At 72.7% G+C, this 26087-nt stretch carries 16 protein-coding genes, 1 tRNA gene and 1 rRNA gene; 4 read left to right on the forward strand and 14 right to left on the reverse strand.

The genetic code is table 11. The features are described from left to right. The first annotated feature begins 69 nt into the window (after window positions 1-69). The 3 genes from ACFPP6_RS15300 to ACFPP6_RS15310 all read left to right on the forward strand — a co-directional run bounded on the left by ACFPP6_RS15300 (window position 70) and on the right by ACFPP6_RS15310 (window position 6765). Window positions 70-990, forward strand: coding sequence for a hypothetical protein (locus ACFPP6_RS15300; RefSeq protein WP_382041742.1), 921 nt, complete (start codon window positions 70-72; stop codon window positions 988-990). Between the two features lie 109 nt (window positions 991-1099). Further along, window positions 1100-5848, forward strand: a complete 4749-nt coding sequence (locus tag ACFPP6_RS15305; RefSeq protein WP_382041745.1) for an ATP-dependent helicase — start codon at window positions 1100-1102, stop codon at window positions 5846-5848. A gap of 110 nt (window positions 5849-5958) precedes the next feature. Continuing rightward, on the forward strand, window positions 5959-6765 hold the full coding sequence (locus tag ACFPP6_RS15310) for a DNA-formamidopyrimidine glycosylase family protein (RefSeq protein WP_382041746.1): 807 nt from the start codon (window positions 5959-5961) through the stop codon (window positions 6763-6765). A 148-nt stretch (window positions 6766-6913) separates the two neighbouring features. On the opposite strand, the gene ACFPP6_RS15315 is transcribed toward ACFPP6_RS15310, so the two are convergent. The 11 genes from ACFPP6_RS15315 to ACFPP6_RS15365 form a co-directional block, all read right to left on the reverse strand. Continuing rightward, on the reverse strand, window positions 6914-7213 hold the full coding sequence (locus tag ACFPP6_RS15315) for a hypothetical protein (RefSeq protein WP_382041748.1): 300 nt from the start codon (window positions 7211-7213) through the stop codon (window positions 6914-6916). Between the two features lie 109 nt (window positions 7214-7322). Continuing rightward, window positions 7323-7535, reverse strand: a complete 213-nt coding sequence (locus ACFPP6_RS15320; protein ID WP_058047241.1) for a hypothetical protein — start codon at window positions 7533-7535, stop codon at window positions 7323-7325. A 226-nt stretch (window positions 7536-7761) separates the two neighbouring features. Then, window positions 7762-8232, reverse strand: coding sequence for a Dps family protein (locus tag ACFPP6_RS15325; protein ID WP_168091933.1), 471 nt, complete (start codon window positions 8230-8232; stop codon window positions 7762-7764). Between the two features lie 176 nt (window positions 8233-8408). Beyond that, window positions 8409-8783 (reverse strand): helix-turn-helix domain-containing protein, encoded by a 375-nt coding sequence (locus ACFPP6_RS15330; protein WP_168091934.1) that lies wholly within the window; start codon window positions 8781-8783, stop codon window positions 8409-8411. Window positions 8784-8877: 94 nt separating this feature from the next. Beyond that, the gene (locus tag ACFPP6_RS15335; RefSeq protein ID WP_382041751.1) at window positions 8878-9426 is read right to left on the reverse strand and encodes a CinA family protein; all 549 of its coding nucleotides are present in this window, start codon (window positions 9424-9426) and stop codon (window positions 8878-8880) included. Continuing rightward, entirely contained in the window at window positions 9423-10073 is a 651-nt protein-coding gene (gene pgsA, locus ACFPP6_RS15340; protein WP_382041754.1) for a CDP-diacylglycerol--glycerol-3-phosphate 3-phosphatidyltransferase, read from the reverse strand. The genes ACFPP6_RS15335 and pgsA overlap by 4 nt, the downstream gene beginning before the upstream one ends. Further along, a complete protein-coding gene (gene rimO, locus ACFPP6_RS15345; protein WP_382041756.1) occupies window positions 10070-11545 on the reverse strand; it encodes a 30S ribosomal protein S12 methylthiotransferase RimO in 1476 nt (491 codons plus the stop codon). Before rimO ends, pgsA begins: the two co-directional genes overlap by 4 nt. Window positions 11546-11673: 128 nt before the next feature. Beyond that, window positions 11674-12498 carry a helix-turn-helix domain-containing protein gene (locus ACFPP6_RS15350; protein WP_382041759.1) on the reverse strand — a complete coding sequence of 275 codons (825 nt, stop codon included), beginning with the start codon at window positions 12496-12498 and terminating at the stop codon, window positions 11674-11676. Between the two features lie 198 nt (window positions 12499-12696). Then, entirely contained in the window at window positions 12697-15477 is a 2781-nt protein-coding gene (locus tag ACFPP6_RS15355) for a DNA translocase FtsK (protein WP_382041762.1), read from the reverse strand. A gap of 104 nt (window positions 15478-15581) precedes the next feature. Beyond that, window positions 15582-16268, reverse strand: a complete 687-nt coding sequence (locus ACFPP6_RS15360; protein ID WP_058047234.1) for a response regulator — start codon at window positions 16266-16268, stop codon at window positions 15582-15584. Window positions 16269-16523: 255 nt separating this feature from the next. Next, window positions 16524-22034 carry a HAMP domain-containing protein gene (locus ACFPP6_RS15365; protein ID WP_382041764.1) on the reverse strand — a complete coding sequence of 1837 codons (5511 nt, stop codon included), beginning with the start codon at window positions 22032-22034 and terminating at the stop codon, window positions 16524-16526. A gap of 214 nt (window positions 22035-22248) precedes the next feature. Here ACFPP6_RS15365 and ACFPP6_RS15370 point away from each other — a divergent pair, with 214 nt between their 5' ends. Continuing rightward, window positions 22249-24909 (forward strand): SpoIIE family protein phosphatase, encoded by a 2661-nt coding sequence (locus tag ACFPP6_RS15370; RefSeq protein ID WP_382041767.1) that lies wholly within the window; start codon window positions 22249-22251, stop codon window positions 24907-24909. A 74-nt stretch (window positions 24910-24983) separates the two neighbouring features. Here ACFPP6_RS15370 and ACFPP6_RS15375 read toward each other — a convergent pair. The 3 genes from ACFPP6_RS15375 to rrf form a co-directional block, all read right to left on the reverse strand. Next, a tRNA-Thr gene (locus ACFPP6_RS15375) sits at window positions 24984-25059 on the reverse strand. An 85-nt stretch (window positions 25060-25144) separates the two neighbouring features. Continuing rightward, window positions 25145-25846: a DegT/DnrJ/EryC1/StrS family aminotransferase gene (locus ACFPP6_RS15380; protein WP_382041770.1), complete on the reverse strand. Its 702-nt coding sequence runs from the start codon at window positions 25844-25846 to the stop codon at window positions 25145-25147. A gap of 116 nt (window positions 25847-25962) precedes the next feature. Next, a 5S ribosomal RNA gene (gene rrf / locus ACFPP6_RS15385) occupies window positions 25963-26079 on the reverse strand. Window positions 26080-26087: the final 8 nt, after the last annotated feature.

Raw genomic sequence — 26087 nt, forward strand, 5'->3', positions numbered from 1 at the left:
CCCGCCCCTGAGGGTGCTGCCCGGCACGAGCCGCTGACCGGGGGCCGTTCCCCGCCCTACGGTCGGTGCATGGCCCGATCCGGAACATCCCCCGCAGTCCGTGCCGAACAGTTCATCTGGCTGACCGCTCGCGTCCTGGAGCAGCGCAGATTCGCCTTTCACTTCCTGGACGGCGACCCCGGCGCCGTGGAAGCCGCCCTGACGGCCTACCTCGGCGAGGACGGCGGGTACGGCTTCGCCCTGGAGCCGGATCTGCGCGGCCCGGTGAGCCAGCCGCTGCACACCGTCTACGCGCTGCGCGTCCTCGACGAGATCGGCCGCTGCGGCGACCGGCGCATGGAGCGCGTCTGCCGCTACCTGACGTCCGTCTCCACCTCCGACGGCGCGCTGCCCGCGCTCCACCCCTCGCTGCGCGGCTATCCGGCGGCTCCGTGGATCCCGGTGGTGGAGGATCCGCCGAGCGACCTGCTGGCCACCGGCCCCGTGGTGGGACTGCTGCACCGCAATGAGGTCTGGCACGCCTGGCTGTTCCGGGCGACCGACTTCTGCTGGGCCGCGGTCGAGGCCCTCGGGAACGGGACGAGAACTCACCCGTACGAGGTAGAGGCGGCCGTCGCCTTCCTGGACGGGGCACCCGACCGGGCGCGTGCCCGTACCGCGGCCGAGCGCCTCGGCCGGGTCGTGCGGGAGCAGCGGCTGGCGGTCCTGGACCCCGCACGCGTGGCCGACTACCCCGTCCCGGAGGGGTACGCCCCCGGCGAGCACCACTACCCGCACGACTTCGCGCCCGCCCCGGACTCGCTGGCCCGCCCCTGGTTCACCGATGCCGAGCTGGACCGCTCGCTGGACTTCCTGGCCGCCTCGCAGCAGGAGGACGGCGGCTGGCCGATCCGCTGGCGCGAGTGGGCCCCCGGCACCCGCCTGGAGAGCCGGCCGATGGTGACCCTCGGCGCGCTGCTGACCCTGCGCGCATACGCCCGCACCGTGTGACGGCGGCCTCCGCCGCCCCTCCTGCCCCGCTGTCCCCGGCTCCGCCCGACCGCATGGGCTGACCTGCGGGTCCGGGGCATTGTCAGTGGTGCGGTGCACGATGGGTGGCATGGCGGACGAGACAGCAGCCGGTGCGGCGGCGGGTGCGGACGGGGCCCTCGCGGGGTTCTCCCCGGCGACGCGTGCCTGGTTCACGGGAGCCTTCAGCGCGCCCACGGCGGCGCAGGAAGGGGCCTGGCGGGCCATCGGCGAGGGGTCGGACGTCCTGGTGGTCGCGCCGACGGGGTCCGGCAAGACGCTGGCGGCCTTCCTCGCCTCGCTCGACCGGCTGGCGAGCGCCCCGCCGCCGGCCGAGACCAAGAAGCGCTGCCGGGTGCTCTACGTGTCCCCCCTCAAGGCCCTCGCGGTGGACGTGGAGCGCAATCTCCGCAGCCCGCTGACCGGCATCCGGCAGGCAGCCGTCCGCCTGGGGCTGCCCGAGCCGGAGGTGCGCGTCGGGATCCGCTCCGGCGACACCCCGCCCGCCGAGCGCCGGGCCCTCGTCAACCGCCCGCCGGACATCCTGATCACGACCCCCGAGTCGCTCTTCCTGATGCTCACGTCCGCCGCCAGGGACGCCCTCAAGGGCGTGGAGACCGTCATCCTCGACGAGGTGCACGCGGTCGCGGGCACCAAGCGGGGCGCCCACCTCGCCCTGTCCCTGGAGCGGCTCGACGCACTGCTGCCCCGCCCCGCGCGGCGCATCGGCCTCTCCGCGACGGTCCGGCCGGTGGACGAAGTGGCCCGCTACCTCTCGCCGCAGCGGCGGGTGGAGATCGTCCAGCCGCCGTCCGGCAAGGAGTTCGACCTCTCGGTGGTCGTCCCGGTGCAGGATCTGGGCGAGCTGGGTGCGTCGCCGGTCCAGGACGGCGGTGACGGCAAGGACAGGCCGTCCATCTGGCCCCATGTGGAGGAGCGGATCGCCGATCTCGTCCAGGCACACCGTTCCACCATCGTCTTCGCCAACTCCCGCCGGCTGGCCGAGCGGCTGTGCAACCGGCTCAACGAGATCGCCTACGAGCGCGCCACGGGCGCGCCCCTGCCCGAGCACCACTCCCCCGCCGAGCTGATGGCCGAGTCCGGCGCGGCCAAGGGGGCGCCGCCGGTCCTCGCCCGCGCGCACCACGGCTCGGTCTCCAAGGAGCAGCGGGCCCTGGTCGAGGAGGACCTCAAGGCGGGCCGGCTGCCCGCCGTCGTCGCCACGTCCAGCCTGGAGCTGGGCATCGACATGGGCGCGGTGGACCTGGTCGTCCAGGTCGAGTCGCCGCCGTCGGTCGCCTCGGGGCTGCAGCGGGTCGGCCGCGCGGGCCACCAGGTCGGCGCGGTGTCCACGGGAGTCGTCTTCCCCAAGTACCGGGGAGACCTGGTGCAGGCGGCCGTGGTGACCGAGCGGATGCGCTCGGGGGGCATCGAGTCCCTGCGGGTGCCCGCCAACCCGCTGGACGTCCTGGCCCAGCAGGTCGTCGCCATGGTCTCCGTCGACTCCTGGGACGTGGAGGAGCTGCTGGCCCTGGTGCGGCGGGCCGCCCCCTTCGCCTCCCTGCCGGAGTCGGCCTACACGGCGGTGCTCGACATGCTCGCGGGCCGCTATCCGTCCGACGCCTTCGCCGAACTGCGGCCGCGCCTGGTGTGGGACCGCGTCGCCGGTACGGTCACGGGCCGCCCGGGCGCGCAGCGGCTCGCCGTCACCTCCGGCGGCACCATCCCCGACCGCGGGCTGTTCGGCGTCTTCCTGGCCGGCGCCGAGTCCAAGGAGGGGGCCAAGGGCGGGCGCCGGGTCGGCGAGCTGGACGAGGAGATGGTCTACGAGTCGCGCGTGGGCGACGTCTTCACCCTGGGCACCACCTCGTGGCGGATCGAGGACATCACGCGCGACCGTGTCCTCGTCACCCCCGCGCCCGGCGTCCCGGGGCGGCTGCCGTTCTGGAAGGGCGACCAGCTGGGGCGCCCGCTCGAACTGGGCCGGGCCCTTGGCGCCTTCCTGCGCGAGGTCGGCTCCGCGGACGCGGACGCCGCCCGGGAGCGGCTCGCCGCCGCCGGCCTCGACACCTGGGCGGCGGACAACGTCCTGGCCTACCTGGGCGAGCAGCGCCAGGCGTGCGGGCACGTCCCGGACGACCGGACCATCGTCGTGGAGCGCTTCCGCGACGAGCTCGGCGACTGGCGCGTCGTGGTCCACTCGCCCTTCGGCGCCCAGGTGCACGCCCCCTGGGCACTGGCCCTGGGCGCCCGCCTCGCCGAGCGGTACGGCATGGACGCCCAGGTGATGCACGCCGACGACGGCATCGTGCTGCGGCTGCCCGACGCCGACCTCATGGGCCTCGACCTGCTGGACGCCGACCCCGTCCGCAAGGGCACGGAGTACGACGGCGAGCAGTCGCCCGTCGGCGCCGCGGACGTCACCTTCGACAAGGGCGAGATCGACCAGATCGTCACCGACCAGGTCGGGGGCTCGGCCCTGTTCGCCGCGCGCTTCCGCGAGTGCGCCGCCCGGGCCCTGCTGCTTCCCCGGCGCAACCCCGGCAAGCGCACCCCGCTGTGGCAGCAGCGCCAGCGCGCCGCCCAGCTGCTGCAGGTCGCCGGGGAGTTCGGTTCGTTCCCGATCATCCTGGAGGCCGTCCGCGAGTGCCTCCAGGACGTCTTCGACGTCCCCGGTCTCACCGAGCTCATGGGCGACATCGAATCGCGCCGCGTCCGCCTGGTGGAGGTGACCACCCCGGAGCCCTCCCCGTTCGCCCGCTCGCTGCTCTTCGGCTACGTCGCCCAGTTCCTCTACGAGGGCGACTCGCCCCTCGCGGAGCGCCGTGCCGCCGCCCTGTCGCTGGACTCGCGGCTGCTCGCCGAGCTCCTGGGCCAGGCCGAGCTGCGCGAGCTGCTCGACGCGGAGGTGCTGGCCGAGCTGGAGCGCGAGCTGCAGTGGCTGACGGAGGACCGGCGCGCCAAGGACCGCGAAGGCGTCGCCGACCTGCTGCGCCTGCTGGGCCCGCTGACCGACGCCGGCCTCGCCGGGCGCGGCGCCGACCCGGCCTGGGTGCGGGAGCTGGCGGAGTCCCGGCGCGCCGTCCGCGTACGGATCGCCGGGGAGGAGCGCTGGGCGGCCGTCGAGGATTCGGGGCGGCTGCGCGACGCCCTGGGCACGGCGCTGCCCGTCGGCGTCCCCGAGGCGTTCACCGAGCCCGTCAAGGACCCGCTGGGCGACCTCCTCGCCCGGTACGCCCGCACCCACGGCCCCTTCACCTCGGCCGAGGCCGCCGCCCACTTCGGCCTGGGCACGGCCGTGACCGACGGCGCGCTGCAGCGCCTCATGGCCGGCGGCCGCGTCGTCCAGGGCGAGTTCCACCCCTCCGGCATCGGCCAGGAGTGGTGCGACGCGGCCGTCCTGCGCAGGCTGCGCCGCCGTTCCCTCGCGGCGCTGCGGCACGAGCTGGAGCCCGTACCGCCCGCCGCGCTGGCCGCGTTCCTCCCCCAGTGGCAGCACGTCGGCACCCACAGCCTGCGCGGCATCGACGGACTGCTGCGCGCGGTCGAGCAGTTGCAGGGCGCGCCCGTCCCGGCGTCGGCCCTGGAGAAGCTGGTGCTCCCCGGCCGCGTGCGCGACTTCTCCCCGGCCATGCTCGACGAACTCACCGCGGCGGGCGAGGTGGTGTGGGCCGGGGCCGGTGCCCTCCCCGGCAAGGACGGCTGGGTGTCCCTGCTGCTCGCCGACGCGGCCCCGCTGCTGCTGCCCGCCCCCCACCCGCTGGAGCTCTCCCCCGTGCACCAGGCGGTGCTCGACGCGCTCTCCGGCGGCTACGGCCTGTTCTTCCGTCAGATCGCCGAGCGCGTGCGCGCCGCCGTCCCCGACGTCACGGAACCGCAGATCGCCGACGCCCTGTGGGACCTCGCCTGGTCCGGCCGGCTCACCAACGACACCCTCGCCCCGCTGCGCGCCCTCCTCGGCTCGGGGCGGACGGCGGGCTCCACGGCGCACCGCGCCAAGCGCGCGGTGCCGCGCGGCCGTTACGGCTCCTTCACCGCGCGCGGCGGCCTGCCCACCTCGCCGGCCGCCTCCCGCGGGGGCCCGCCCACGGTCGCGGGCCGCTGGTCCCTGCTGCCCGCGCACGAGCCCGATCCCACGCACCGCGCCCACGCCCTGGCCCGTACGCTCCTCGACCGGCACGGGGTCGTCACCCGCGGAGCGGTGGCCGCCGAAGGCGTGGAAGGCGGCTTCTCCGCCGCGTACCGCGTGCTGTCCGTCTTCGAGGAGAGCGGCCAGGCGCGCCGCGGCTACGTGGTCGAGGGCCTGGGGGCCGCGCAGTTCGCCATGGACGGCGCCGTCGACCGGCTGCGGGCCGCGAGCACGGCCCGCGACCGGGCGGCAGGCGGCGCCCCCGCCGCGGCCGGCATGCCGTGGGAGGCTCCGTCCACGGCCCCGCGCCGCACCCGGGCCGTCGTCCTCGCCGCGGCCGACCCCGCCAACGCCTACGGCGCGGCGCTCTCCTGGCCCGAGCCGCCGGCCGGCGCCACCCACAAGCCGGGGCGCAAGGCGGGCTCCCTGGTCGTCCTCCTCGACGGCGCCCTCGCCCTGTACATGGAGCGCGGCGGCAAGACCCTGCTCGCCTGGCCGCAGCAGGAGGGAGCCGAGACGGCCGACGCGGACGACCCGGGGCTGCGCGAGGCGGCCGAGGCGCTGGCCGGGGCGGCCCGCGCGGGCGCGCTCGGCACCGTCACCGTCGAGCGCGTCAACGGCGCCGCCGCGCTGTCCTCCCCCCTGGGCCCCCTGCTGGAGGCGGCGGGCTTCCACGCCACGCCCAAGGGCCTGCGCCTGCGCGCGCCCTGAGCCGGAAGCCGGGCAAGGACAAGAGCAAGGACAAGGACAAGGACAAAGAGAGACAAAGGGCAAGGGCAGACAAGGACGGACGGCAGCGGGACGGAAGGACGGAGGAGCACATGCCCGAGGGAGACACCGTCTGGCGCACCGCGCGCGAGCTCGACCGCGCCCTGGCCGGCGCCCCGCTGGTCCGCTCCGACCTGCGCGTCCCCTCGCTGGCCACCGTGGACCTCACCGGCCGCCGCGTCACCGAGGTCCTCCCCCGCGGCAAGCACCTGCTCACGCGCGTGGAAGGCGGCCTGACCCTGCACTCGCACCTGAGGATGGACGGCGCCTGGCGCGTGTACGCCCCCGGCGAGCGGTGGCGCGGCGGCCCCGGGCACCAGATCCGCGCCGTGCTGGCCACCGCCGACCGCACCGCGGTGGGATACCGCCTGCCCGTGCTGGAGCTGCTGCGCACCGCCGACGAGAGCTCGGCGGTCGGCCACCTCGGCCCGGATCTCCTGGGCCCCGGCTGGGACGCGGAGGAGGCGCTGCGCCGGCTGCTCGCCGACGCGGGCCGGCCCGTGGGCGAGGCCCTGCTCGACCAGCGCAACCTCGCCGGGATCGGCAATGTCTACAAGTCGGAGCTCTGCTTCCTGCTCCGGATCTCTCCCTGGCTGCCCGTCCGCGACGTCCCGGCCCCCGAGCGCCTGCCCGCCCTCGCCAGGAAGCTCCTGGAGGCCAACAAGGCGCGCACCGCCCGCATCACCACCGGCGATCCGCGCCCCGACCACCGGGTGTGGGTGTACGGGCGCGCCGGGCGGCCCTGCCGCCGCTGCGGTACGCCGCTGTGCACGGCGGACCAGGGGGAGCCGGGCCAGGAGCGCGTCACGTACTGGTGCCCCGCCTGCCAGCCCGGCCCCGCGCCCGGGCACACCGGATGATTAAGCCGAACGAGTGAAGCCCTGTGGTCCGTAGGGAACCACCCCTTCGTAGGGATCCGCCCCCATACCCGCCCCTCACCCACCCCTTCCTCGTCCTCGTCCTCGTCCTCGTCTTCGTCGTCTTCGTCCACGACCATCCCGGCCGCCCTCACGACCGGCCGGCCCCGCCGCGCCGCCAGTACGCCCACGCCACCCGCCCCACCCGGGCGGCCACGGCGCCCAGGAGCCCCTCCCGGGCGTCACGCCGTCTCCAGGGGCCGCAGTGCACCGGCAGCAGGCTCAGACCCCACCCTCCGGCGAGGACGAGCCCGTCCACGGGCCCGGCCCGCCCCGGCTGGACGAGCAGTCTCAGCAGGGCCCACCACCACAGACCGCCGGCGACGAGCGCTGCCGCCCGCCCCAGCAGGACGTACGGCCGACGGCAGCCCCAGACATCACGCCGGACCATGGCTGCCTCCTTCGGCCGACGCTAGACCGGCTTCCCCTGGCGTGGGAGAGCGCACCGGAAGCCGGAAGCGGCGCGCTGCACGCCCGTTCGCGCCCTGCGACGCCGGCGGTCAGCCGTAGTCCCCGCCCCGCAGCCGCGCCAGCTCCTGCTCCAGCTCCGTGATCCTGCGGTCGCGCTGGTGCAGGTCGACGATCAGCCGCTGCTCGCCCTCGTGGGTGCCCTCCTGGTACACCCGGCGCACGAAGGTGCCGGCCGTCGTCTGGTCGAGATCCGTGAGCACCATCAGCTCGTTCGTGAAGCGGATCACCGGGTGCTCGTCCATGTCCCCAGGAGAGCGCGGCCGGGCCCCGGGCGCCACTGGAACCGGATCCGGCGGAGCGCAAGGCCCGCCCGGAGCCCACCGGGAGCCCCGGCACCGGCAGCAGAGGCCCGGCCCCGGAAGTCCGCCCCCAGAGGCCAGGCCCCGGAGCCCCGGCACGACGGATCCCCCGGGCTCCGGCGCCCGGGGGATCCCGTCTCCGCTCCGCCGGGGTCCGCCCCCGGCGACGTCAGGCGTTCTCCGCCTGGAACATCCAGTGGTGCTTCTCGAGGTCGCCGGTCAGACCGATCAGGAGGTCCTGGGTGACCGGGTCCGGCTCCTCGGTGGCGCGGATGCGCTCCCGCATCCGGGTGATCACCGCGCCGAGCGCGGAGACGAGGGTCTGTACGGCTTCGGTGTCCTTGCTCCAGCCACCGCCGACCGGGTCGATGCCGCTGGTCTTGGCGACGGTCTCGGCACGCCCGTCGGGCGCGATGCCGAGGGCCGAGGCGCGCTCGGCGACGGTGTCGGCGTGCACGCGGGCGCTCGCGACGACTTCGTCCAGCTGCAGGTGGACCGAGCGGAAACGGGGGCCCACGACGGTCCAGTGCACCTGCTTGGCCACCAGCGAGAGGTCCACCAGGTCGACCAGGGCACCCTGGAGGGCGTCCCCCACGGTCTTGCGATCCGGCTCGGACAGCGAACTCTTGACGACAGACATCCAGGTTCTCCCCATCTCAACGGTTTGGACCGTTTGTTCCGTGTTGTTCGTCTTTTTATCCGCCTTCCCGCCGGCTCGCCATCGCACACCACCGCAAATCCACCCCGGACCGAACGGCTCCGGGAAACACGAAATCCCGGTCGGAGATCCGACCGGGATTTCACGCAAAACGCCTGTCAGGCCGCGACCACGTCCACGGCCTCGGCGGGAGCCTTGATCGTGACTCGCTCCCCCGGCACGCCCGTCACGGACACCGTATTGAACATCGGCCGCATCGGCGCGGGTACCGGCTCGCTCGCCGCTGCCGACTGCGCCAGCTCGGCGAGCGACAATTCATCGCTGACCTCGCGCATGACCTCGGACATCCGTACGTCCAGAGCGTCGCAGATTGCGGAGAGAAGCTCGGAGGACGCCTCTTTCTGCCCCCGCTCGACCTCGGAGAGGTAACCGAGCGAGACCCGGGCGGATGAGGAGACCTCGCGCAGAGTGCGGCCCTGGCGCTGGCGCTGCCGACGCAGCACGTCACCCAGCAGGCGACGGAGCAGAATCATCGGTGGCTCCCTCCTTGGACCGCGAATCCGGATCCTTCACGCCCCACCGTACCGCCTCGGGCTCCGGCCGTGCGGGGAGCTATGTCGTGTTCACTCAGGGCTGCAAACATCCATTCCCCCCGTTGTGTTCCGTATCCTTTGCGCCCACGTTTTCCGTCAGTTCGTTCAGCAGCAGTTCCAGCACCGACCGGACGCTCTCCGACCGGATCCGGGAGCGCTCCCCGTCCAGCGAGAGCTCGCGCACCCGGGTGCGCTCCCCCGGCCCCGCGACGGCCACGAAGACCGTCCCGACGGGCTTGCCGTCCTGGGGTTCGGGACCGGCGACACCGGTCGTGGCGAGGCCCCAGTCGGCGCCCAGCAGCGCGCGGACGCCGTGGGCCATCTGCCGCGCCACGTCGCCGTCCACGGCGCCGCGCCCGGCGAGCAGTTCCCCGTCCACGCCCAGCACCGCGGCCTTGACCTCGGTGGCGTACGCCGTGACCGACCCGCGCACCGAGCGGGACGCGCCGGGCGCCGCCGTCAGTTCCGCCGCGACCAGCCCGCCGGTGAGCGACTCGGCGGCGGCGACGGTCTCACCGCGCGCCACCAGCGCGGCCAGGACCGCCGACGCCGCCGGGGTGTACGTGTCGCCCGCCGTGCTCATCGGGACGCGGTCCCGGGGGTTCCGGCGGCGGCGGCCGCCGCCCGGCCGGCCCTGCGCAGCACGACGGCCTGCTTCACGTAGTCGAGCCCCGTGGCCACCGTCAACACCACGGCCACCGCCATCACCCAGAAGCGAGCGGTGGCCAGCGCCCCGGTCAGCGCCAGGATGTACATCCCGACGGCGACGCCCTGCGCGAGGGTCTTCATCTTGCCGCCACGGCTGGCCGGGATGACGCCGTGCTTGATCACCCAGAACCGCATCAGCGTGATGCCGATCTCGCGGAAGAGGATCACGCCGGTGACCCACCACCACAGGTCGCCCAGCGCGGACAGGCAGATCAGCGCCGCACCCATGATCGCCTTGTCCGCGATCGGGTCGGCGATCTTGCCGAAGTCCGTGACCAGGTTGTACGCCCGGGCCAGATGACCGTCGAAGAGATCGGTGATCATGGCGATGGCGAAGGCGGCCCAGGCGAAGGAGCGCCAGGCCGGGTCGTAGCCGCCGTTGTGGAGCATCAGCAGCACGAACCCGGGCACGAGCAGCAGCCGCACCATGGTGAGGATGTTGGCGATGTTCCACAGCCCGGCCTGCCGTACGGCTGCCGCCGGGGCATGGCCTCCGGTGGCGGAGGCCGGGACTCCGGTCATCTGCCCGCCTCCTCGGTACACCCTCCGTCGCCGAGCGGTTCGGCGACGAGGTCGACACCCTCGCTCGCCACCACCTTGGCCACGACCATACGGCCGGGGACGAGGTCCGGGCCGGTGCCGAGCATGACCTGGCCGTCGGTCTCGGGCGCCTGGTGGGCGGCCCGGCCGATCACGCCGTCCTCCTCGTCCACACGGTCGACCATCACCTCAATGGTCTCTCCGATCCGCTCCTCCGCGCGCTGCGCGGTGAGCTCCTCGGCGAGCCGGGAGATGCGCGCGAGGCGCTCGGCGACGATCTCGGGGTCGAGCTTGTGGTCGTACGTGGCCGCCTCGGTGCCGTCCTCGTCGGAGTAGCCGAAGACGCCGATGGCGTCCAGGCGGGCTCCGGTCAGGAAACGTTCCAGCTCAGCGACGTCCTCCTCGGTCTCACCGGGGAAGCCGACGATGAAGTTGGAGCGGGCGCCGGCCTGCGGGGCCTTGGCCCGGATCTGGTCGAGCAGCTCCAGGAAGCGGTCGGTGTCGCCGAAGCGGCGCATGGCGCGCAGCACGCCGGGGGCCGAATGCTGGAAGGACAGGTCGAAGTAGGGCGCGACCTTCTCGGTGGAGGTCAGCACGTCGATCAGACCCGGCCGCATCTCCGCCGGCTGCAGGTAGCTGACCCGGATGCGCTCCAGGCCGTCGACGGCCGCCAGCTCGGGCAGCAGCGTCTCCAGCAGGCGGATGTCGCCGAGGTCCTTGCCGTAGGAGGTGTTGTTCTCCGAGACCAGCATGACCTCCTTCACGCCCTGCTCCGCGAGCCAGCGCGTCTCGCCCAGCACGTCGGAGGGGCGGCGGGAGATGAAGGAGCCGCGGAAGGAGGGGATGGCGCAGAAGGAGCACCGCCGGTCGCAGCCGGAGGCGAGCTTCACGGACGCGACGGGGCTGGTCTCCAGCCGGCGGCGCAGCGGCGCACGCGGCCCGGAGGCCGGCGCCACGCCCTCGGGCAGGTCGTCGGGAGGGGTGTCCTGGGCGTGCCCCGGGAGGGCCACGTCGGCGCCCTGCCGCTCGGCGGGGCTGATCGGCAGCAGCTTGCGGCGGTCGCGCGGGGTGTGGGAGGCGTGGACGCCGCCGGAGAGGATGGTCTGGAGCCGGTCGGAGATGTCGGCGTAGTCGTCGAAGCCGAGCACTCCGTCGGCCTCGGGCAGCGCCTCGGCGAGCTCCTTGCCGTACCGCTCGGCCATGCAGCCGACGGCGACCACGGCCTGGGTGCGCCCGTGGTCCTTGAGGTCGTTGGCCTCCAGGAGGGCGTCGACGGAGTCCTTCTTTGCGGCTTCGACGAAGCCACAGGTGTTGACGACGGCCACATCGGCGTCGGCGGCGTCCTCCACGAGGTCCCAGCCATCCGCCGCCAAGCGGCCTGCCAGCTCCTCCGAGTCCACCTCGTTACGGGCGCAGCCAAGTGTGACAAGAGCGACGGTACGGCGTTCGGGCATAGGGCTCAGCCTACTTTGTCCCGGAGCCGCATCCGCTGCCGAGGCTCCCGGCGACACCGGTGGGCCACGAGAGAACGATCACCCGGCGGCGCGTCCCCCAGCCGTCCGCGCCCGCCTTCCGCCGCAGGTCAGCCCGCTACGGGGTCTCCCTTGGTGTAGCTGAGGCGCTGGACCTGGCCCTTGTCGCCGACATTCTTGACCTCCTTGCCGTTCACGAACAGCCGAACGGCCCCGGCGTTGCCCAGAACGAGATCGATCCGGGTGTTGTCGGTGAAGGTCTTGGAATCGCCCTGCTTGAGGACGCCCTCCTCCAGCAGCCGGCCGTTGTGGTCCTTGGCGGACATCCAGGTCTGGCCGTGATCGGCGGCGAGCTTGACGGTGACCTTGTTGGCCGGTGCCCCGGCGATGGCCCTGCCCGAGGGCTCCGCCTTCGGGTCGGCCGGCTTGCCCGAGGGCAGCTTCCGGCTCGGCGAGGCGGAGGGCTTGGCGGAGGGCGAGTCCGCGGCGACGGAGCCGTTGGTGCTCTTGGCGCCGCCGTTGAAGAGCGTGAAGCCGACGAAACCGACGACGGCCACGATCGCGGCGACCATCGCCGCCGTCCAGTTGGGCCGGCGGGGCTCGGGGCGGATGCGCTCGGCGTCGAAGACGGGTGCCGCGGGGGTCGGCGCGGGGCGCCCGCCGCGCTCGGCGTCGTAGCGCGCGAGCAGCCCGGCCGGGTCGAGCCCGACGGTGACCGCCAGGGTGCGGATGTGCCCACGTGCGTAGACGTCTCCGCCGCAGCGCGAGAAGTCGTCCTGTTCGATCGCGTGCAGGATCGGGATGCGCACGCGGGTGGTGGAGCTGACCTCGTCGACGGTCAGTCCGGCGCTGATACGGGCCTGCTGGAGAGCCCGGCCGATCGACGGCCGGTCGTCTGGTGCTTCTGCGTCTGCGGAGGAGTTGCCGATGGACACGTGGGCGCCTTTCGAGCGTGTAGCCACCTGCTGGGAGTTCAGTCTAGGGGGGATACGAAAGCCGCGGGCAAGCGGGAAGCCGGACTTTGTACGCCATCAGATGACTCTGCGGCGCCGACGGTGAAACATCGGACCGCCCCCCTTTCTCAACTCGACACGCCGCCGAGAGAAACGGTTGGGCAGGAATCTCCGGCGCCGTCAGGACCCGCCGTCCCCGCGGATCACCGCGAGCACGGCATCCAGCTCATCGGGCTTGACGAGGACGTCGCGGGCCTTGGAGCCCTCGCTCGGGCCCACGATGCCCCGCGACTCCATCAGGTCCATGAGTCTGCCCGCCTTCGCGAATCCCACACGCAGTTTGCGCTGCAGCATCGAGGTCGAGCCGAACTGGGTGGAGACGACCAGCTCCGCGGCCTGGCACAGCAGGTCCAGGTCGTCGCCGATGTCCTCGTCGATCTCCTTCTTCCTGGCCGTGCCCACGGTGACGTCGTCCCGGAAGACCGGCGCCATCTGGTCCTTGCAGTGCTGCACGACGGCCGCGACCTCGGCCTCCGTGACGAAGGCGCCCTGCATGCGGACCGGCTTGCCCGCCCCCATGGGCAGGAAGAGGCCGTCGCCCTTGCCGATCAGCTTCTCGGCGCCCGGCTGGTCGAGGATGACGCGGCTGTCGGCGAGCGAGGAGGTGGCGAAGGCGAGCCGGGACGGCACGTTCGCCTTGATCAGGCCGGTGACCACGTCGACGGACGGGCGCTGGGTGGCCAGCACGAGGTGGATGCCGGCGGCACGGGCGAGCTGGGTGATCCGCACGATCGAGTCCTCGACGTCCCGCGGGGCGACCATCATCAGGTCCGCCAGCTCGTCGACGATCACCAGCAGATAGGGGTACGGGGAGAGCTCGCGCCCGCTGCCCTCCGGAGGAGTGACCTTGCCCGCCCGGACGGCCGCGTTGAAGTCGTCGATGTGCCGGAAGCCGAAGGCCGCGAGGTCGTCGTAGCGCAGGTCCATCTCGCGGACGACCCACTGCAGGGCCTCGGCCGCGCGCTTGGGGTTGGTGATGATCGGGGTGATCAGGTGCGGGATGCCCTCGTAGGCCGTCAGCTCCACGCGCTTGGGGTCGACGAGCACCATGCGGACCTCGTCGGGCGTGGCCCGCACCATCAGCGAGGTGATGAGGCAGTTGATGCACGAGGACTTGCCGGAGCCGGTGGCTCCGGCGACGAGGATGTGCGGCATCTTCGTCAGGTTGGCCATCACGTAGCCGCCCTCGACGTCCTTGCCGAGCGCGACGAGCATCGGGTGGTCGTCCCCGGCGGCGTCCGCGAGGCGCAGGACGTCGCCCAGGTTGACCATCTCCCGGTCGGTGTTGGGGATCTCGATGCCCACGGCGGACTTGCCGGGGATCGGGGAGATGATGCGGACGTCCGGGCTGGCGACGGCGTAGGCGATGTTCTTGGCGAGGGCGGTGATGCGCTCGACCTTGACGGCGGGGCCCAGCTCCACCTCGTAGCGCGTGACCGTCGGGCCGCGGGTGAAGCCGGTGACGGCGGCGTCGACCTTGAACTCGGAGAAGACGGTGGTCAGCGCGGCCACTATGGCGTCGTTCGCGGCGCTGCGCGCCTTGCCCGGACCGCCCCGCTCCAGCAGGTCGAGCGTGGGCAGGGAGTAGGTGATGTCGCCCGAGAGCTGGAGCTGCTCGGCACGCGCGGGCAGGCCCGGCGCCGCGTCGGGGGCGGGCGCGGCCTTGGTGAGGTCCGGCACGCCGCGCGTGAGGTCGGGGACGCCCTTGGTGCGGTCCTGCACGGCGCCCGGCCCCTGGCCGCGGCCCCGTGCGGACTGCACGGCGCCCGGCTGCCCGTCGTCGTCCTGCGCGATGCCGCTGCTGAGCCCGGCGACGAGCGGGGTGGGCGGCACGCCGTGCAGCACGGCCCCGTCGAGCGAGGCGGCGGCAGCGGCCGCCATGTCGACCGCGTCGGGCTCGCGGCCGGCGGGGGGCTCCACGGGCTGCCCGGCGGGGCGGCGCGGCTTGCGCCGCTTGTTCAGCGCCTCTTCCTCGGCCTGCTCCGGGTCGGTCGCCCCGGCGGCCCGTCGCGTCGCAGCGCGGCGGGGGCGCGCGGCGGGCTCCTCGCGCCAGTCCTCGGCGTACTCCGCGTAGCCCGCGGCGTCCTCCGCCTCGTACTCGCCGGGCAGCGGCTCGATCAGCCCGAGCCGGATCCCCAGCTGCCGCAGGCGGCGCGGGATGGCGTTGACGGGGGTGGCGGTGACGACCAGCAGGCCGAAGACGGTGAGCAGCACCAGCAGCGGCACGGCGAGCACCTCGCCGACCGTGAAGACCAGGGGTTTGGACGCGGCCCAGCCGATCAGGCCGCCCGCGTCCTGCAGGGCTTGTGAGCCGTCGCCCCGCCCGGGCGACCCGCAGGCCACGTGGACCTGCCCGAGGACGCCGACGACCAGCGCGGACAGGCCGATGACGATCCGTCCGTTGGCCTCGGGGCGCTCGGGGTGGCGGAAGAGCCGGACCGCGATGATGCCGAGGAGTATGGGCACGACGAGGTCGAGCCGGCCGAAGGCGCCCGTGACGAGCATGGTCACCAGATCGCCGACGGGGCCCTCCAGGCTGGACCAGGTGCCCGCCGCCACGATGAGGGCGAGGCCCAGGAGCAGCAGCGCCACACCGTCCTTGCGGTGGGCCGGATCGAGGCCCCGTGCGCCGCGGCCGACGCCGCGGAACAGCGCGCCCACGCCGTGGGCCACGCCCCGCCCCACGCGGCGGACGCCGCCGGCAGGAGCAGGGGCCCGCTTGGGTGCCCGCTTGGCCGCGGCCTTCTTGGCGGGCGCTTTGCGGGGCGGCGCCTTCTTGGCGGGCGCCCGTCCCGCGGGCCTGGGCGCTGCCTTCTTGGCGGTGCCCCCGGAGCGCCCGGCACGCTGCTTCGAGGTGCCCGCCGCGCTCTGGGAACCCTTGCCGGACGTACGTGAGGCCATGGAGCCGAGATTACCGTTGCCGGGCGCGCGGGACACCCGCGCCCCGGCGTTCACCCGTTCGTGTCGTGGCCCAATGTTTTCAAGGGTGACAGGGCGTCAAAGAGTCAGCTGGGAGCGGGCAGCGGGCTCGCCCCGCTACCGGCCCCGGGCTCCAGGGCGTCCAGCGCGCGCCGCAGGCCGGTGAGTTTGCGCTCGAGGTGGGCGGCGGTGGCGACGGCCGCGGCGTCGGCGGACTCGTCGAGCTGCTTGGTGAGCGCCTCGGCCTGCTCCTCGACGGCGGCGAGCCGTGCGGAGAGCTCGGCGAGCAGCCCCGCGGGCTCCTGGGCGGCCGCGGCGCCCGTACGCCCGGACTGGCCGTTCTCCAGCTGCAGCCGCAACAGGGCCGCCTGCTCGCGCAGCTGGCAGTTCTTCATGTACAGCTCGACGAAGACCGAGACCTTGGCGCGCAGCACCCACGGGTCGAAGGGCTTGGAGATGTAGTCCACCGCACCCGCCGCGTAGCCGCGGAAGGTGTGGTGCGGGCCGTGGTTGATGGCGGTCAGGAAGATGATGGGGATGTCCCGCGTCCGCTCCCGCCGCTTGATGTGCGCCGCGGTCTCGAATCCATCCATGCCAGGCATCTGGACGTCCAGCAGGATCACTGCGAAATCGTCCGTCAGCAGCGCCTTGAGCGCTTCCTCCCCTGACGATGCCCGTACCAGTGTCTGATCGAGCGCCGAGAGGATGGCCTCCAGCGCCAGCAGATTTTCCGGCCGGTCATCGACCAGGAGGATCTTGGCCTTCTGCACCATGGCCCGTCCTCCTCGCCCCGGCAGTGCACCGGGCGCCGCCCCAGGGGACGACTCCCTTGCGCCGCCCGTCCTTGTGCCGGTCATGGTAGCCGCACCCCGCCGGTCGCCACACCCTGTCACCGCGATGTCACTGTGCACGTAGCAGAAACGTAGTGGGGGACCAGAAGGTTCCCCGAATCCCCGGTCCCCACACGTCCTCGCGCACACTCGGTCAGCGGCCGCCCGCGAACGCCGGGCGGCCCGCGCCGCTCCTCCTCACTCGGCGCGCATCCACTGCTCCATCACCGTGAGCAGGTGATCGGTGTCGACGGGCTTGGTGACGTAGTCCGACGCCCCCGCGTCGATGCTCTTCTCCCGGTCGCCCTTCATCGCCTTCGCGGTGAGCGCGATGATGGGCAGGCCCGCGAACTGCGGCATCCTGCGGATGGCGGCCGTCGTGGCATAGCCGTCCATCTCCGGCATCATGATGTCCATCAGGACCACCACGACGTCGTCGTGCTGCTCCAGAACCTCGATCCCCTCGCGGCCGTTCTCCGCGTAGAGCACCGAGAGCCCGTGCTGCTCCAGGACGCTCGTGAGGGCGAAGACGTTGCGGATGTCGTCGTCGACGATCAGCACCTTCTCGCCGTGGAAGCCCCCGCCGAACCCGGACCCGAAGTCCTTGGCCGTCGGTTGCTCTGCGTCACCACGGAGCTCGGTCGGCCACGGCTCGCCCTGGGGGACGGCCGGCGGCTGGGCCCCCGGCGCGGCCGCAGCGGGCCACTGCGCGGCGGCCTGGGCTGCCCGCTGGCGCCGCAGGAGGAGGCCGGCCGCCCCGCGCGCGGGCGCATCCGCCCCGGCGACCGGCAGGCCCGCCTCGACGGCCGTGACGTCCTCGACGCCGCCCCCCTGCTCGCCGCCGGGCTCGGGCCGGCTGCCCGGCGCGAGCTGCGGGTAGCCCTGGGGCGGCAGCTCACCGGCGTTGAGCGGGAGGTAGAGGGTGAAGGTGGAGCCGCGGCCGGGCTCGCTCGCGGCGTGGATCTCGCCGCCGAGCAGCCGGGCGATCTCCCGGCTGATCGACAGCCCGAGGCCGGTGCCGCCGTACTTGCGGCTGGTCGTCCCGTCCGCCTGCTTGAACGCCTCGAAGATCACGCGCATCTTGCTGGCCGCGATGCCGATGCCGGTGTCGGTGACCGAGAAGGCGATCACCTCGCCGTCCGGGTCGCGCAGCGAGCCCGCTTCCAGGAGCTGCTCGCGGATGGTGTCCGGGACGTCCCCGCCGGCCGGCCGGATGACCAGCTCCACCGCGCCGGTGTCGGTGAACTTGACCGCGTTCGACAGGAGGTTGCGCAGCACCTGCAGCAGCCGCTGCTCGTCGGTGTGCAGCGTGGCCGGCAGCTCGGGCGAGACCCGTACGGAGAAGTCGAGCCCCTTCTCCGCCGTCAGCGGCCGGAACGTGGCCTCCACGTAGTCGACCAGCTGGACGAGCGCGATACGGGTCGGGCTGACGTCCATCTTGCCCGCCTCGACCTTGGACAGGTCCAGGATGTCGTTGATCAGCTGCAGCAGGTCCGAGCCCGCGCCGTGGATGGTCTCGGCGAACTCCACCTGCTTGGGCGAGAGGTTGCCGTCCGCGTTGTCGGCGAGCAGCTTCGCCAGGATGAGCAGCGAGTTGAGCGGCGTGCGCAGCTCGTGCGACATGTTGGCGAGGAACTCGGACTTGTAGCGCATCGAGACCGCGAGCTGCTCGGCGCGCTCCTCCAGCACCTGCCGGGCCTCCTCGATCTCGGTGTTCTTCACCTCGATGTCGCGGTTCTGGCGCGCCAGCCGCTCGGACTTCTCCTCCAGCTCCGCGTTGGAGATCTCCAGCGCCTTCTGCCGGTTCTCCAACTCGGCCGACCGCTCGCGCAGTTGCTCGGTCAGCTCCTGCGACTGCTTGAGCAGCATCTCCGTCTTGGTGTTGACGCTGATGGTGTTGACGCTGGTGCCGATCATCTCGGCGATCTGGTTGAGGAAGTCCTTCTGGATCTGCGCGAACGGCTGGAACGAGGCCAGCTCGATCACACCCAGCACCTGGCCCTCGAAGAGCACCGGCAGCACGATGACGTGCGCGGGAGGCGCCTCGCCCAGACCGGAGGCGATCTTCAGGTAGCCCGGCGGGACGTTCTCCACCAGGATGGTCCGCTTCTCCTTCGCGGCGGTGCCGATCAGCGTCTCGCCGGGCCGGAAGGAGGTGGGCATGGAGCCCATCGAGTAGCCGTACGAGCCGAGCATGCGCAGCTCGTAGGCGTCCAGGCCCTCCTCCGCGCCCTGACCGGACGGCGAGCCCGTCGGCATGGCCAGGAAGAACGCGCCGTGCTGCGCGGAGACCACCGGCGTCAGCTCGCTCATGATCAGCCCGGCGACGTCGTCCAGGTCCCGGCGGCCCTGCAGGAGGCCGGAGATCCGGGCGACGTTGCCCTTGAGCCAGTCCTGCTCCTTGTTGGCCAGGGTGGTCTCGCGGAGGTTGGCGATCATCGTGTTGATGTTGTCCTGGAGCTCCAGGATCTCGCCGGCCGCATCCACGTCGATCTTGAGGTTGAGATCGCCGCGGGTCACCGCGGTGGCGACCTCGGCGATGGCCCGCACCTGACGGGTCAGGTTCCCGGCCATCTCGTTGACCGACTCGGTCAGGTCGCGCCAGGTGCCGTCCACGTCCCGCACCCGCGCCTGACCGCCCAGCTGGCCCTCCGTACCCACCTCGCGGGCCACGCGCGTGACCTGCTCGGCGAAGGACGACAGCTGGTCGACCATCGTGTTGATGGTCGTCTTCAGCTGGAGGATCTCGCCGCGGGCATCGATGTCGATCTTCTTGGTGAGATCGCCCTGGGCGATGGCCGTGGTGACCATCGCGATGTTGCGGACCTGGCCCGTCAGGTTGGAGGCCATGGCGTTCACGGACTCCGTGAGGTCCTTCCAGGTGCCGCTGACGCCCGGCACGCGGGCCTGACCGCCCAGGATGCCGTCCGTGCCCACCTCGCGCGCCACGCGCGTGACCTCGTCCGCGAAGGACGACAGCGTCGTCACCATCGTGTTGACGGTGTCGGCCAGCTGCGCGACCTCGCCGCGCGCCTCGACCGTCACCTTCTTGGTCAGGTCGCCGTTGGCGACCGCCGCCGCGACCTGCGAGATGTTACGGACCTGGCTGGTGAGGTTGTTGGCCATCAGGTTGACGTTGTCGCTGAGGTCCTTCCAGATGCCGGTGACGTCCCGCACCCGCGCCTGGCCGCCCAGCTGCCCCTCGGTGCCCACCTCGCGGGCCACCCGCGTCACCTGCTCCGCGAAGTCCGAGAGCTGGTCCACCATCGTGTTCACGGTGGTGACCAGTTCGAGGATCTCGCCCTTCGCGTCGACGGTGATCTTCTTCGACAGGTCGCCCTTGGCGACGGCCGTCGTCACCTCGGCGATGTTGCGCACCTGCGAAGTGAGGTTGTTGGCCATGAAGTTGACCGACTGGGTGAGGTCCTTCCAGGTGCCGGAGACGCCCTGCACCTCGGCCTGACCGCCCAGGATGCCCTCGGTGCCCACCTCGCGGGCCACGCGCGTGACCTGGTCGGCGAACGAGGACAGCTGGTCCACCATCGTGTTGAGGGTGTTCTTCAGCTCCAGGATCTCGCCCCGGGCGTCCACGTCGATCTTCTGCGACAGGTCACCGCGCGCGACGGCCGTCGCGACCTGCGCGATGTTGCGCACCTGCGCCGTCAGGTTGCCCGCCATGCCGTTGACGGAGTCCGTGAGGTCGCGCCACACGCCGGCCACGCCGGGCACCTGCGCCTGGCCGCCCAGCCTGCCGTCCGTACCCACCTCGCGGGCGACCCGGGTCACCTGCTCGGCGAAGGCCGAGAGCTGGTCGACCATCGTGTTGATGGTGTTCTTCAGCTCCAGGATCTCTCCGCGCGCGTCCACGTCGATCTTCTGGGAGAGGTCGCCGCGCGCGACCGCCGTGGTCACCTGCGCGATCTGCCGCACCTGGGAGGTGAGGTTGCCCGCCATGAAGTTGACCGAGTCGGTCAGCTCCTTCCAGGTGCCGCTGACGCCGTCCACCCGGGCCTGACCGCCCAGCCGGCCCTCCGTGCCGACGTCGCGCGCCATGCGCGTGACCTGGTCGGCGAACGAGGACAGCTGGTCGACCATGGTGTTCACGGTGTTCTTCAGCTGCAGCATCTCGCCGGAGACGTCGACCGTCACCTTCTGCGAGAGGTCGCCGTTGGCGACCGCGGTCGTCACCTGGGCGATGTTGCGCACCTGCCCCGTGAGGTTGCGGAAGGCGGTGTTCACCGAATCGGTGAGGTCCTTCCACGTACCCGCCGCGCCCGGCACCGCGGCCTGACCGCCGAGCTCGCCCTCGACGCCGATCTCCCGCGCCACGCGCGTGACTTCGGCACCGAAGGCGGACAGCTGGTCCACCATCGTGTTGACCGTGTTCTTCAGCTCCAGCATCTCGCCGGAGACGTCGACGGTCACCTTCTGGCCCAGGTCTCCGTTGGCCACGGCCGTGGTCACCTGGGCGATGTCCCGCACCTGCGTCGTGACGTTGCGGAAGGCGGTGTTCACCGAATCGGTGAGGTCCTTCCACGTACCCGCCGCGCCCGGCACCTGAGCCTGGCCGCCGAGCCGGCCCTCCGCGCCGACCTCACTGGCCACCCGCGTCACCTCGTCGGCGAAGGTGCGCAGCGTCTCCGTCATCTGGTTGACCGTCTCGGCCAGCTGGGCGATCTCGCCCCGTGCGCTGACCGTCACCTTCTGCGACAGGTCGCCGTTGGCGACCGCCGTCGTCACCTGCGCGATGCCCCGCACCTGCGCGGTCAGGTTCCCCGCCATCAGGTTGACGGAGTCCGTGAGGTCCTTCCAGACGCCCGCGACGCCGGGCACCTGCGCCTGGCCCCCCAGCTCGCCCTCCGTGCCCACCTCGCGCGCCACGCGCGTGACCTCGGAGGCGAACGAGGACAGCTGGTCGACCATCGTGTTGACGGTGTTCTTCAGCTCCAGCATCTCCCCGGCCACATGCACCGTGACCTTGCGGGAGAGGTCGCCCTTGGCGACCGCCGTCGTCACGAGAGCGATGTCACGCACCTGAGCGGTGAGCCTCGACGCCATCGTGTTGACGGAATCCGTCAGGTCCTTCCACGAACCCGACATACCGCGCACCCGGGCCTGGCCGCCCAGCTTGCCCTCGGTGCCCACCTCGCTCGCCACCCGCGTCACCTCGTCGGTGAACGCCGACAGCTGGTCCACGAGGCCGTTGACCGTACGCCCGACCTTCAGGAACTCGCCCCGCAGCGGATGCGCCGACCCGTCCGCCCCTTGCGAGCGCAGGTCCATCCGCTGCTCCAGGTCGCCCTCGGCCACCGCCGACAGCACCCGCCCCACCTCGGACACCGGCCGCACCAGGTCGTCCACCAGGGCGTTCGACGCGTCGATCGCGGCGGCCCAGGCGCCCTCGCAGGCCCCGACCTCCAGCCGCTCCGTGAGCTTGCCCTCACGGCCCACGACCCGGCGCACCCTGGCCAGCTCCCCGGTGAGCTGCAGATTACGGTCCGCGACCTCGTTGAAGACCGCGGCGATCTCGGCCATCACCCCGTCGCCGGAGACCGTCAGCCGCTTCCGGAAGTTTCCGTCACGCATGGCGGACAGCGCCGTCAGCAGCCTGGTCAAGGCCGCCGTGTCGACTTCCGTCGTCCCATTGGCCCGGGACCGTCCGCCCTTCGCGCGCGTGCTCACGCCCCGCGCCTCCGCGCCAGACTCCACCGTGTCCCTCCCGCAGGGTCGATCATCCTCGTCGGGCTTCCACTTCAATCTTTCCCAGTGTTTCACCCCGGCCCGGCCAGGCCATAACAGTTCGGCAGCATCGCACACGGTCCGCGGGCACTCCCAAGGTGGAATCCGTTCGCACCGGCCTCCGCCTGTGCGGTGAAGGTAAGTAACCTGGCATCCGGCCAGGGCAATGGAGGGGCGCTGCGACATGGGTGAGCAGATCGCCGAGACCTACACGACGAGGAGACCTGTGATCACCGCGCGGGCTGCCGCCACCTTCGAGCCGGTCGGACGCTCGGTCGCCTCCGCCCGTGCCTTCGTCCGGGACACTCTCCAGGGCTGGGGCCACCCCGACATCATCGACGACGCCGTCGTCCTGACCAGCGAGCTCGTCACCAACGCCGTCGTCCACGCCGGCACCGCCGCCGACGTCCTGTGCATGCGCACGGCCACCGGCGTGCGCGTCGAGGTCGCCGACCGCTATCCCGAGCGCGAGGTGCCCCTGCAGAGCTCCGCCCGGCGCATCGGCGGCGTCGACCGCGAGGGAGGCCGCGGCCTGCTGCTGTGCGCCGCCCTGGCCACCCGCTGGGGCGTCGAGTACACCCCCACCCACAAGCAGGTGTGGTTCCAGCTCGACCTGCCCGACCGCCCCGCCGGCACCCGCTCGGCAGGCCCCGCCCTGCCCACCGAGGCCCTGCCGGTGGCCGACGCCCGCGTGCGCGTCGCCGTGGTCCAGCTCGACCGCGGCGGCGGCATCACCGCCTGGAACGACGACGCGGACTCCCTCTTCGGCTTCGCCGCCGATCAGGTCCTCGGCAAGCCGCTCACCGACTTCGCCGCCTGGCCGCACACCCCCGGCACCTCCACCGGCATCGCGGAGGCCCTGCGCCTGTCCCGCTGGGAGGGGTCCTACGGCATAAGGGGCGCCGACGGCCGCATCACGCCCGTCTACGCCTCCCACCTCCGCGTCCGCGACAACGAGGGCGCCCCCTCCACCGTCTGCCTGCTGGTGCGCGAGGAGGAGCGCGCCGTCCTGCAGAGCATGCAGCGCACTCCCGCCGCGCCCGACAGCGGCGCCGCCGACCGGGGGACGGTCACCGACCCCTTCGAGGTCTTCATCGGCTCCCCCGCCCCCGACGACCTCGACGGACTCCTCCAGCGCACCGTGGAGCGCGCCCGCGACATGCTCGACGGCGACGCCGCCTACCTCCTGCTGGCCACCGACGACGAGACCGAGCTGGAGGTGCGCGCCTCCACCGGTCTGCCCTCCGCCCGCCAGCGCTTCGCCCGCGTCCCCGTCGAGGCCGGCACCGGCCGCTACGGCTCCGCCCGGATGCCCGCCGTCCACGAGGACCTCGCCGTCCTCCCCGGCGCCGTGCCCCTCCTGAACGACACGGGCATGCGCTCGGTCGTCACCGTCCCCCTCAAGGTCGAGGGCCGCCTCACCGGCTCACTGGGCGTCGCCGCAGAGGCCCCGGGCCGCTACAGCAACGAAGAGGCGCTCCGCCTGCAGTTCGCCGCCGACCGCATCGCCCTGGCCGTCGAGCGCGCCCGCCTCAACGAACTCGAACGCCTGCGCCGCGGCTCCCTGTCCTTCCTCGTCGAGGCCTCCGACCTCCTCGCCGGCACCCTCGACCGCGACCAGACCCTCGCCCTCATGGCACAGATGACGGTGCCCACCCTCGCCACCTGGTGCGCCGTCTACACCGTGGCCGACCCCGCATCCGAGCCCGAGCTGTCCTACGTGCTGCACGAGGACGAGGACCGCATCGACGGCCTCAAGACCCTCCTCGGCCGGCTCGCCCCGCCGGACCCCGTCCCCACGCCCGGCGCCCGCATCTGGACCGCTCCCTCCGAGGCCGCCCACGCCGCCGCGCTCCGCGGCTCCCTGCGCACCCTCGGCATCGCCGAGAGCGACCGCCACGCGGCCGCGCCCAGCACCTCCCTCGCCACGGCGGCCGCCGTCGGCGGAGAGACCGTCGTCCTGCCGCTCGTCGCCCGCAACCGCGTCATCGGCATGCTCACCCTCGGCAAGCCCACCGACGACCACTTCCGCCAGGAGATCCTCGAGCTCGCCGAGGACCTCTCCCGCCGGGCCGCCCTGGCGCTGGACAACGCCCGCCTCTACAGCGAGCGCACCGCCATCAGCCAGTCCCTGCAGCGCAGCCTCCTCCCGCCCGAGCTGCTGCACGTCCCCGGTGTCGAGGTCGACGTCATCTACCGCGCCGCGGGCGAGGGCAACGAGGTCGGCGGCGACTTCTACGACCTCTTCCCCATCCGCGACGGCGCCTACGGCTTCGCCATCGGCGACGTCTGCGGCACGGGGCCCGAGGCCGCGGCGGTCACCGGTCTCGCCCGCCACGCCCTGCGCCTCCTGGCCCGCGAGGGCTACGGCGGCCCGGCCGTCCTGGAGCGCCTCAACGCCGCCATCCTCGACGAGGGCGCACGCAGCCGCTTCCTGACGCTCCTGTACGGCGAGCTGTGGCCCCAGGAGGACGGCAGCGCGGTCCTCAAGGTCGTCTGCGCGGGCCACCCCCTGCCGCTGCGCCTGCGCCAGGACGGCACGGTGGAGGCGGCGGCCGACCCGCAGCCGCTGCTGGGCGTCATGGAGGACCTGGAGCTGTACGAGCAGACGGTCACCCTCGAACCGGGCGACGTCCTCCTGTGCGTCACGGACGGCGTGACCGAGCGTCGCGAGGGCGCGCGCATGCTGGGCGACGACGGCCTCACCGACCTGCTGACGACCTGTACGGGGCTGACGGCGGGGGCGGTGGCCGCCCGGGTGCTGCGGGCGGTCGAGCGCTTCGCCGCGGAGCCGGCGTCCGACGACATGGCGATCCTGGCGATGCGGGTGCCGGAGCTGCCGTGAGGACGGCCGGGGTGTGAATACCCGGGGTGTGAATACGAAGAAGGCCCCCGCCATTTGGCGAGGGCCTTCTTCTGTGGAGCCCCAAAACGGAATCGAACCGTTGACCTTCTCCTTACCATGGAGACGCTCTGCCGACTGAGCTATTGGGGCCTGCAACGAGATAAAGCATACCCCATGTTCGTACGCACTTTTGACCACGTGGGGCGGCCGCGCCGGAGGCTTGCGGCCACCTCATTCAGGCGGCTTCCGGAACCAGCCCGCCCAGCGCATTGCAGACGGCCACGACGCGGTGCAGCTCCCGCTCGGTGGCGGCGGCGTCGACGGGCAGCGCCAGGCACTGATCGGCGGCCCGCTCGGTCTCGGCCAGCCACAAGTCCCGCCGGTAGGAGGGAAGTCGGTGCACGGGCGTCTGTACGGGCACGTGGCACCGTACGCCGCGGGCCCGCAGCGCCCGCGCGAACGCATCGCGGTCCGGCCGGCCGTTGCCCGGCACGCGCACCACGTACGAGTGGTAGCCGTGCTCAACACCCGGGGTCACGGCGGGTGTCACGACGCCCCGCAGCCTGGCGTTCAGGTACGCGGCGTGCGCCCACCTCCGCCTGGTGCTCTCGTCCACGGGGGCCGGCGGCTCGCACTGCGCATGCTGCTCGTACTCGACCACGAGCAATCCGCGCCGGTCGGCGACGGCACGCAGGCCGGCCAGGTCGGCACGGCGGCCGAAGAGGTGAACGGGCATCACTGCGGCCGCCCGGAGGGTGAGCGTCGCGGCGACCGAGTCCGGGTCCAGGCAGAGGCTCTCCGGGTCGATGTCCGCGAACACGGGCACGGCTCCGGCCCGGCGGACCGCCTCGGCCGCGTCCGCCATCGCGTACGAGGGCACGACGACCTCGTCACCTGCACCGATGCCCGCTGCCGTGAGCGTCTCCACTGTCCCCATGCCTGGAGGGTTTCCAGGGGACGTGAACACGACGTGACGCTCCGCAGTTCATTGCGGAAACAAAAAAGCTCCGGTAGCTGAACCGAGTTCAGCTACCGGAGCTTTTTCTAAAATTTGTTCGGCGGCGTCCTACTCTCCCACACGGTCCCCCATGCAGTACCATCGGCGCTGAAAGGCTTAGCTTCCGGGTTCGGAATGTAACCGGGCGTTTCCCTAACGCTATGACCACCGAAACACTATG

The sequence above is a fragment of the Streptomyces aureoversilis genome, from assembly GCF_042657885.1.
GTDB classification, from domain to species: Bacteria; Actinomycetota; Actinomycetes; order Streptomycetales; family Streptomycetaceae; genus Streptomyces; species Streptomyces aureoversilis.

Coding starts and splice junctions, on each gene's coding strand:
- ACFPP6_RS15380 (WP_382041770.1), bottom strand. CDS start 25,846: ATGGGGACAGTGGAGACGCTCACGGCAGCGGGCATCGGTGCAGGTGAC.
- ACFPP6_RS15310 (WP_382041746.1), top strand. CDS start 5,959: ATGCCCGAGGGAGACACCGTCTGGCGCACCGCGCGCGAGCTCGACCGC.
- rimO (WP_382041756.1), bottom strand. CDS start 11,545: ATGCCCGAACGCCGTACCGTCGCTCTTGTCACACTTGGCTGCGCCCGT.
- ACFPP6_RS15360 (WP_058047234.1), bottom strand. CDS start 16,268: ATGGTGCAGAAGGCCAAGATCCTCCTGGTCGATGACCGGCCGGAAAAT.
- ACFPP6_RS15305 (WP_382041745.1), top strand. CDS start 1,100: ATGGCGGACGAGACAGCAGCCGGTGCGGCGGCGGGTGCGGACGGGGCC.
- ACFPP6_RS15355 (WP_382041762.1), bottom strand. CDS start 15,477: ATGGCCTCACGTACGTCCGGCAAGGGTTCCCAGAGCGCGGCGGGCACC.
- ACFPP6_RS15330 (WP_168091934.1), bottom strand. CDS start 8,783: ATGATTCTGCTCCGTCGCCTGCTGGGTGACGTGCTGCGTCGGCAGCGC.
- ACFPP6_RS15335 (WP_382041751.1), bottom strand. CDS start 9,426: ATGAGCACGGCGGGCGACACGTACACCCCGGCGGCGTCGGCGGTCCTG.
- ACFPP6_RS15325 (WP_168091933.1), bottom strand. CDS start 8,232: ATGTCTGTCGTCAAGAGTTCGCTGTCCGAGCCGGATCGCAAGACCGTG.
- ACFPP6_RS15320 (WP_058047241.1), bottom strand. CDS start 7,535: ATGGACGAGCACCCGGTGATCCGCTTCACGAACGAGCTGATGGTGCTC.
- pgsA (WP_382041754.1), bottom strand. CDS start 10,073: ATGACCGGAGTCCCGGCCTCCGCCACCGGAGGCCATGCCCCGGCGGCA.
- ACFPP6_RS15370 (WP_382041767.1), top strand. CDS start 22,249: ATGGGTGAGCAGATCGCCGAGACCTACACGACGAGGAGACCTGTGATC.
- ACFPP6_RS15315 (WP_382041748.1), bottom strand. CDS start 7,213: ATGGTCCGGCGTGATGTCTGGGGCTGCCGTCGGCCGTACGTCCTGCTG.
- ACFPP6_RS15300 (WP_382041742.1), top strand. CDS start 70: ATGGCCCGATCCGGAACATCCCCCGCAGTCCGTGCCGAACAGTTCATC.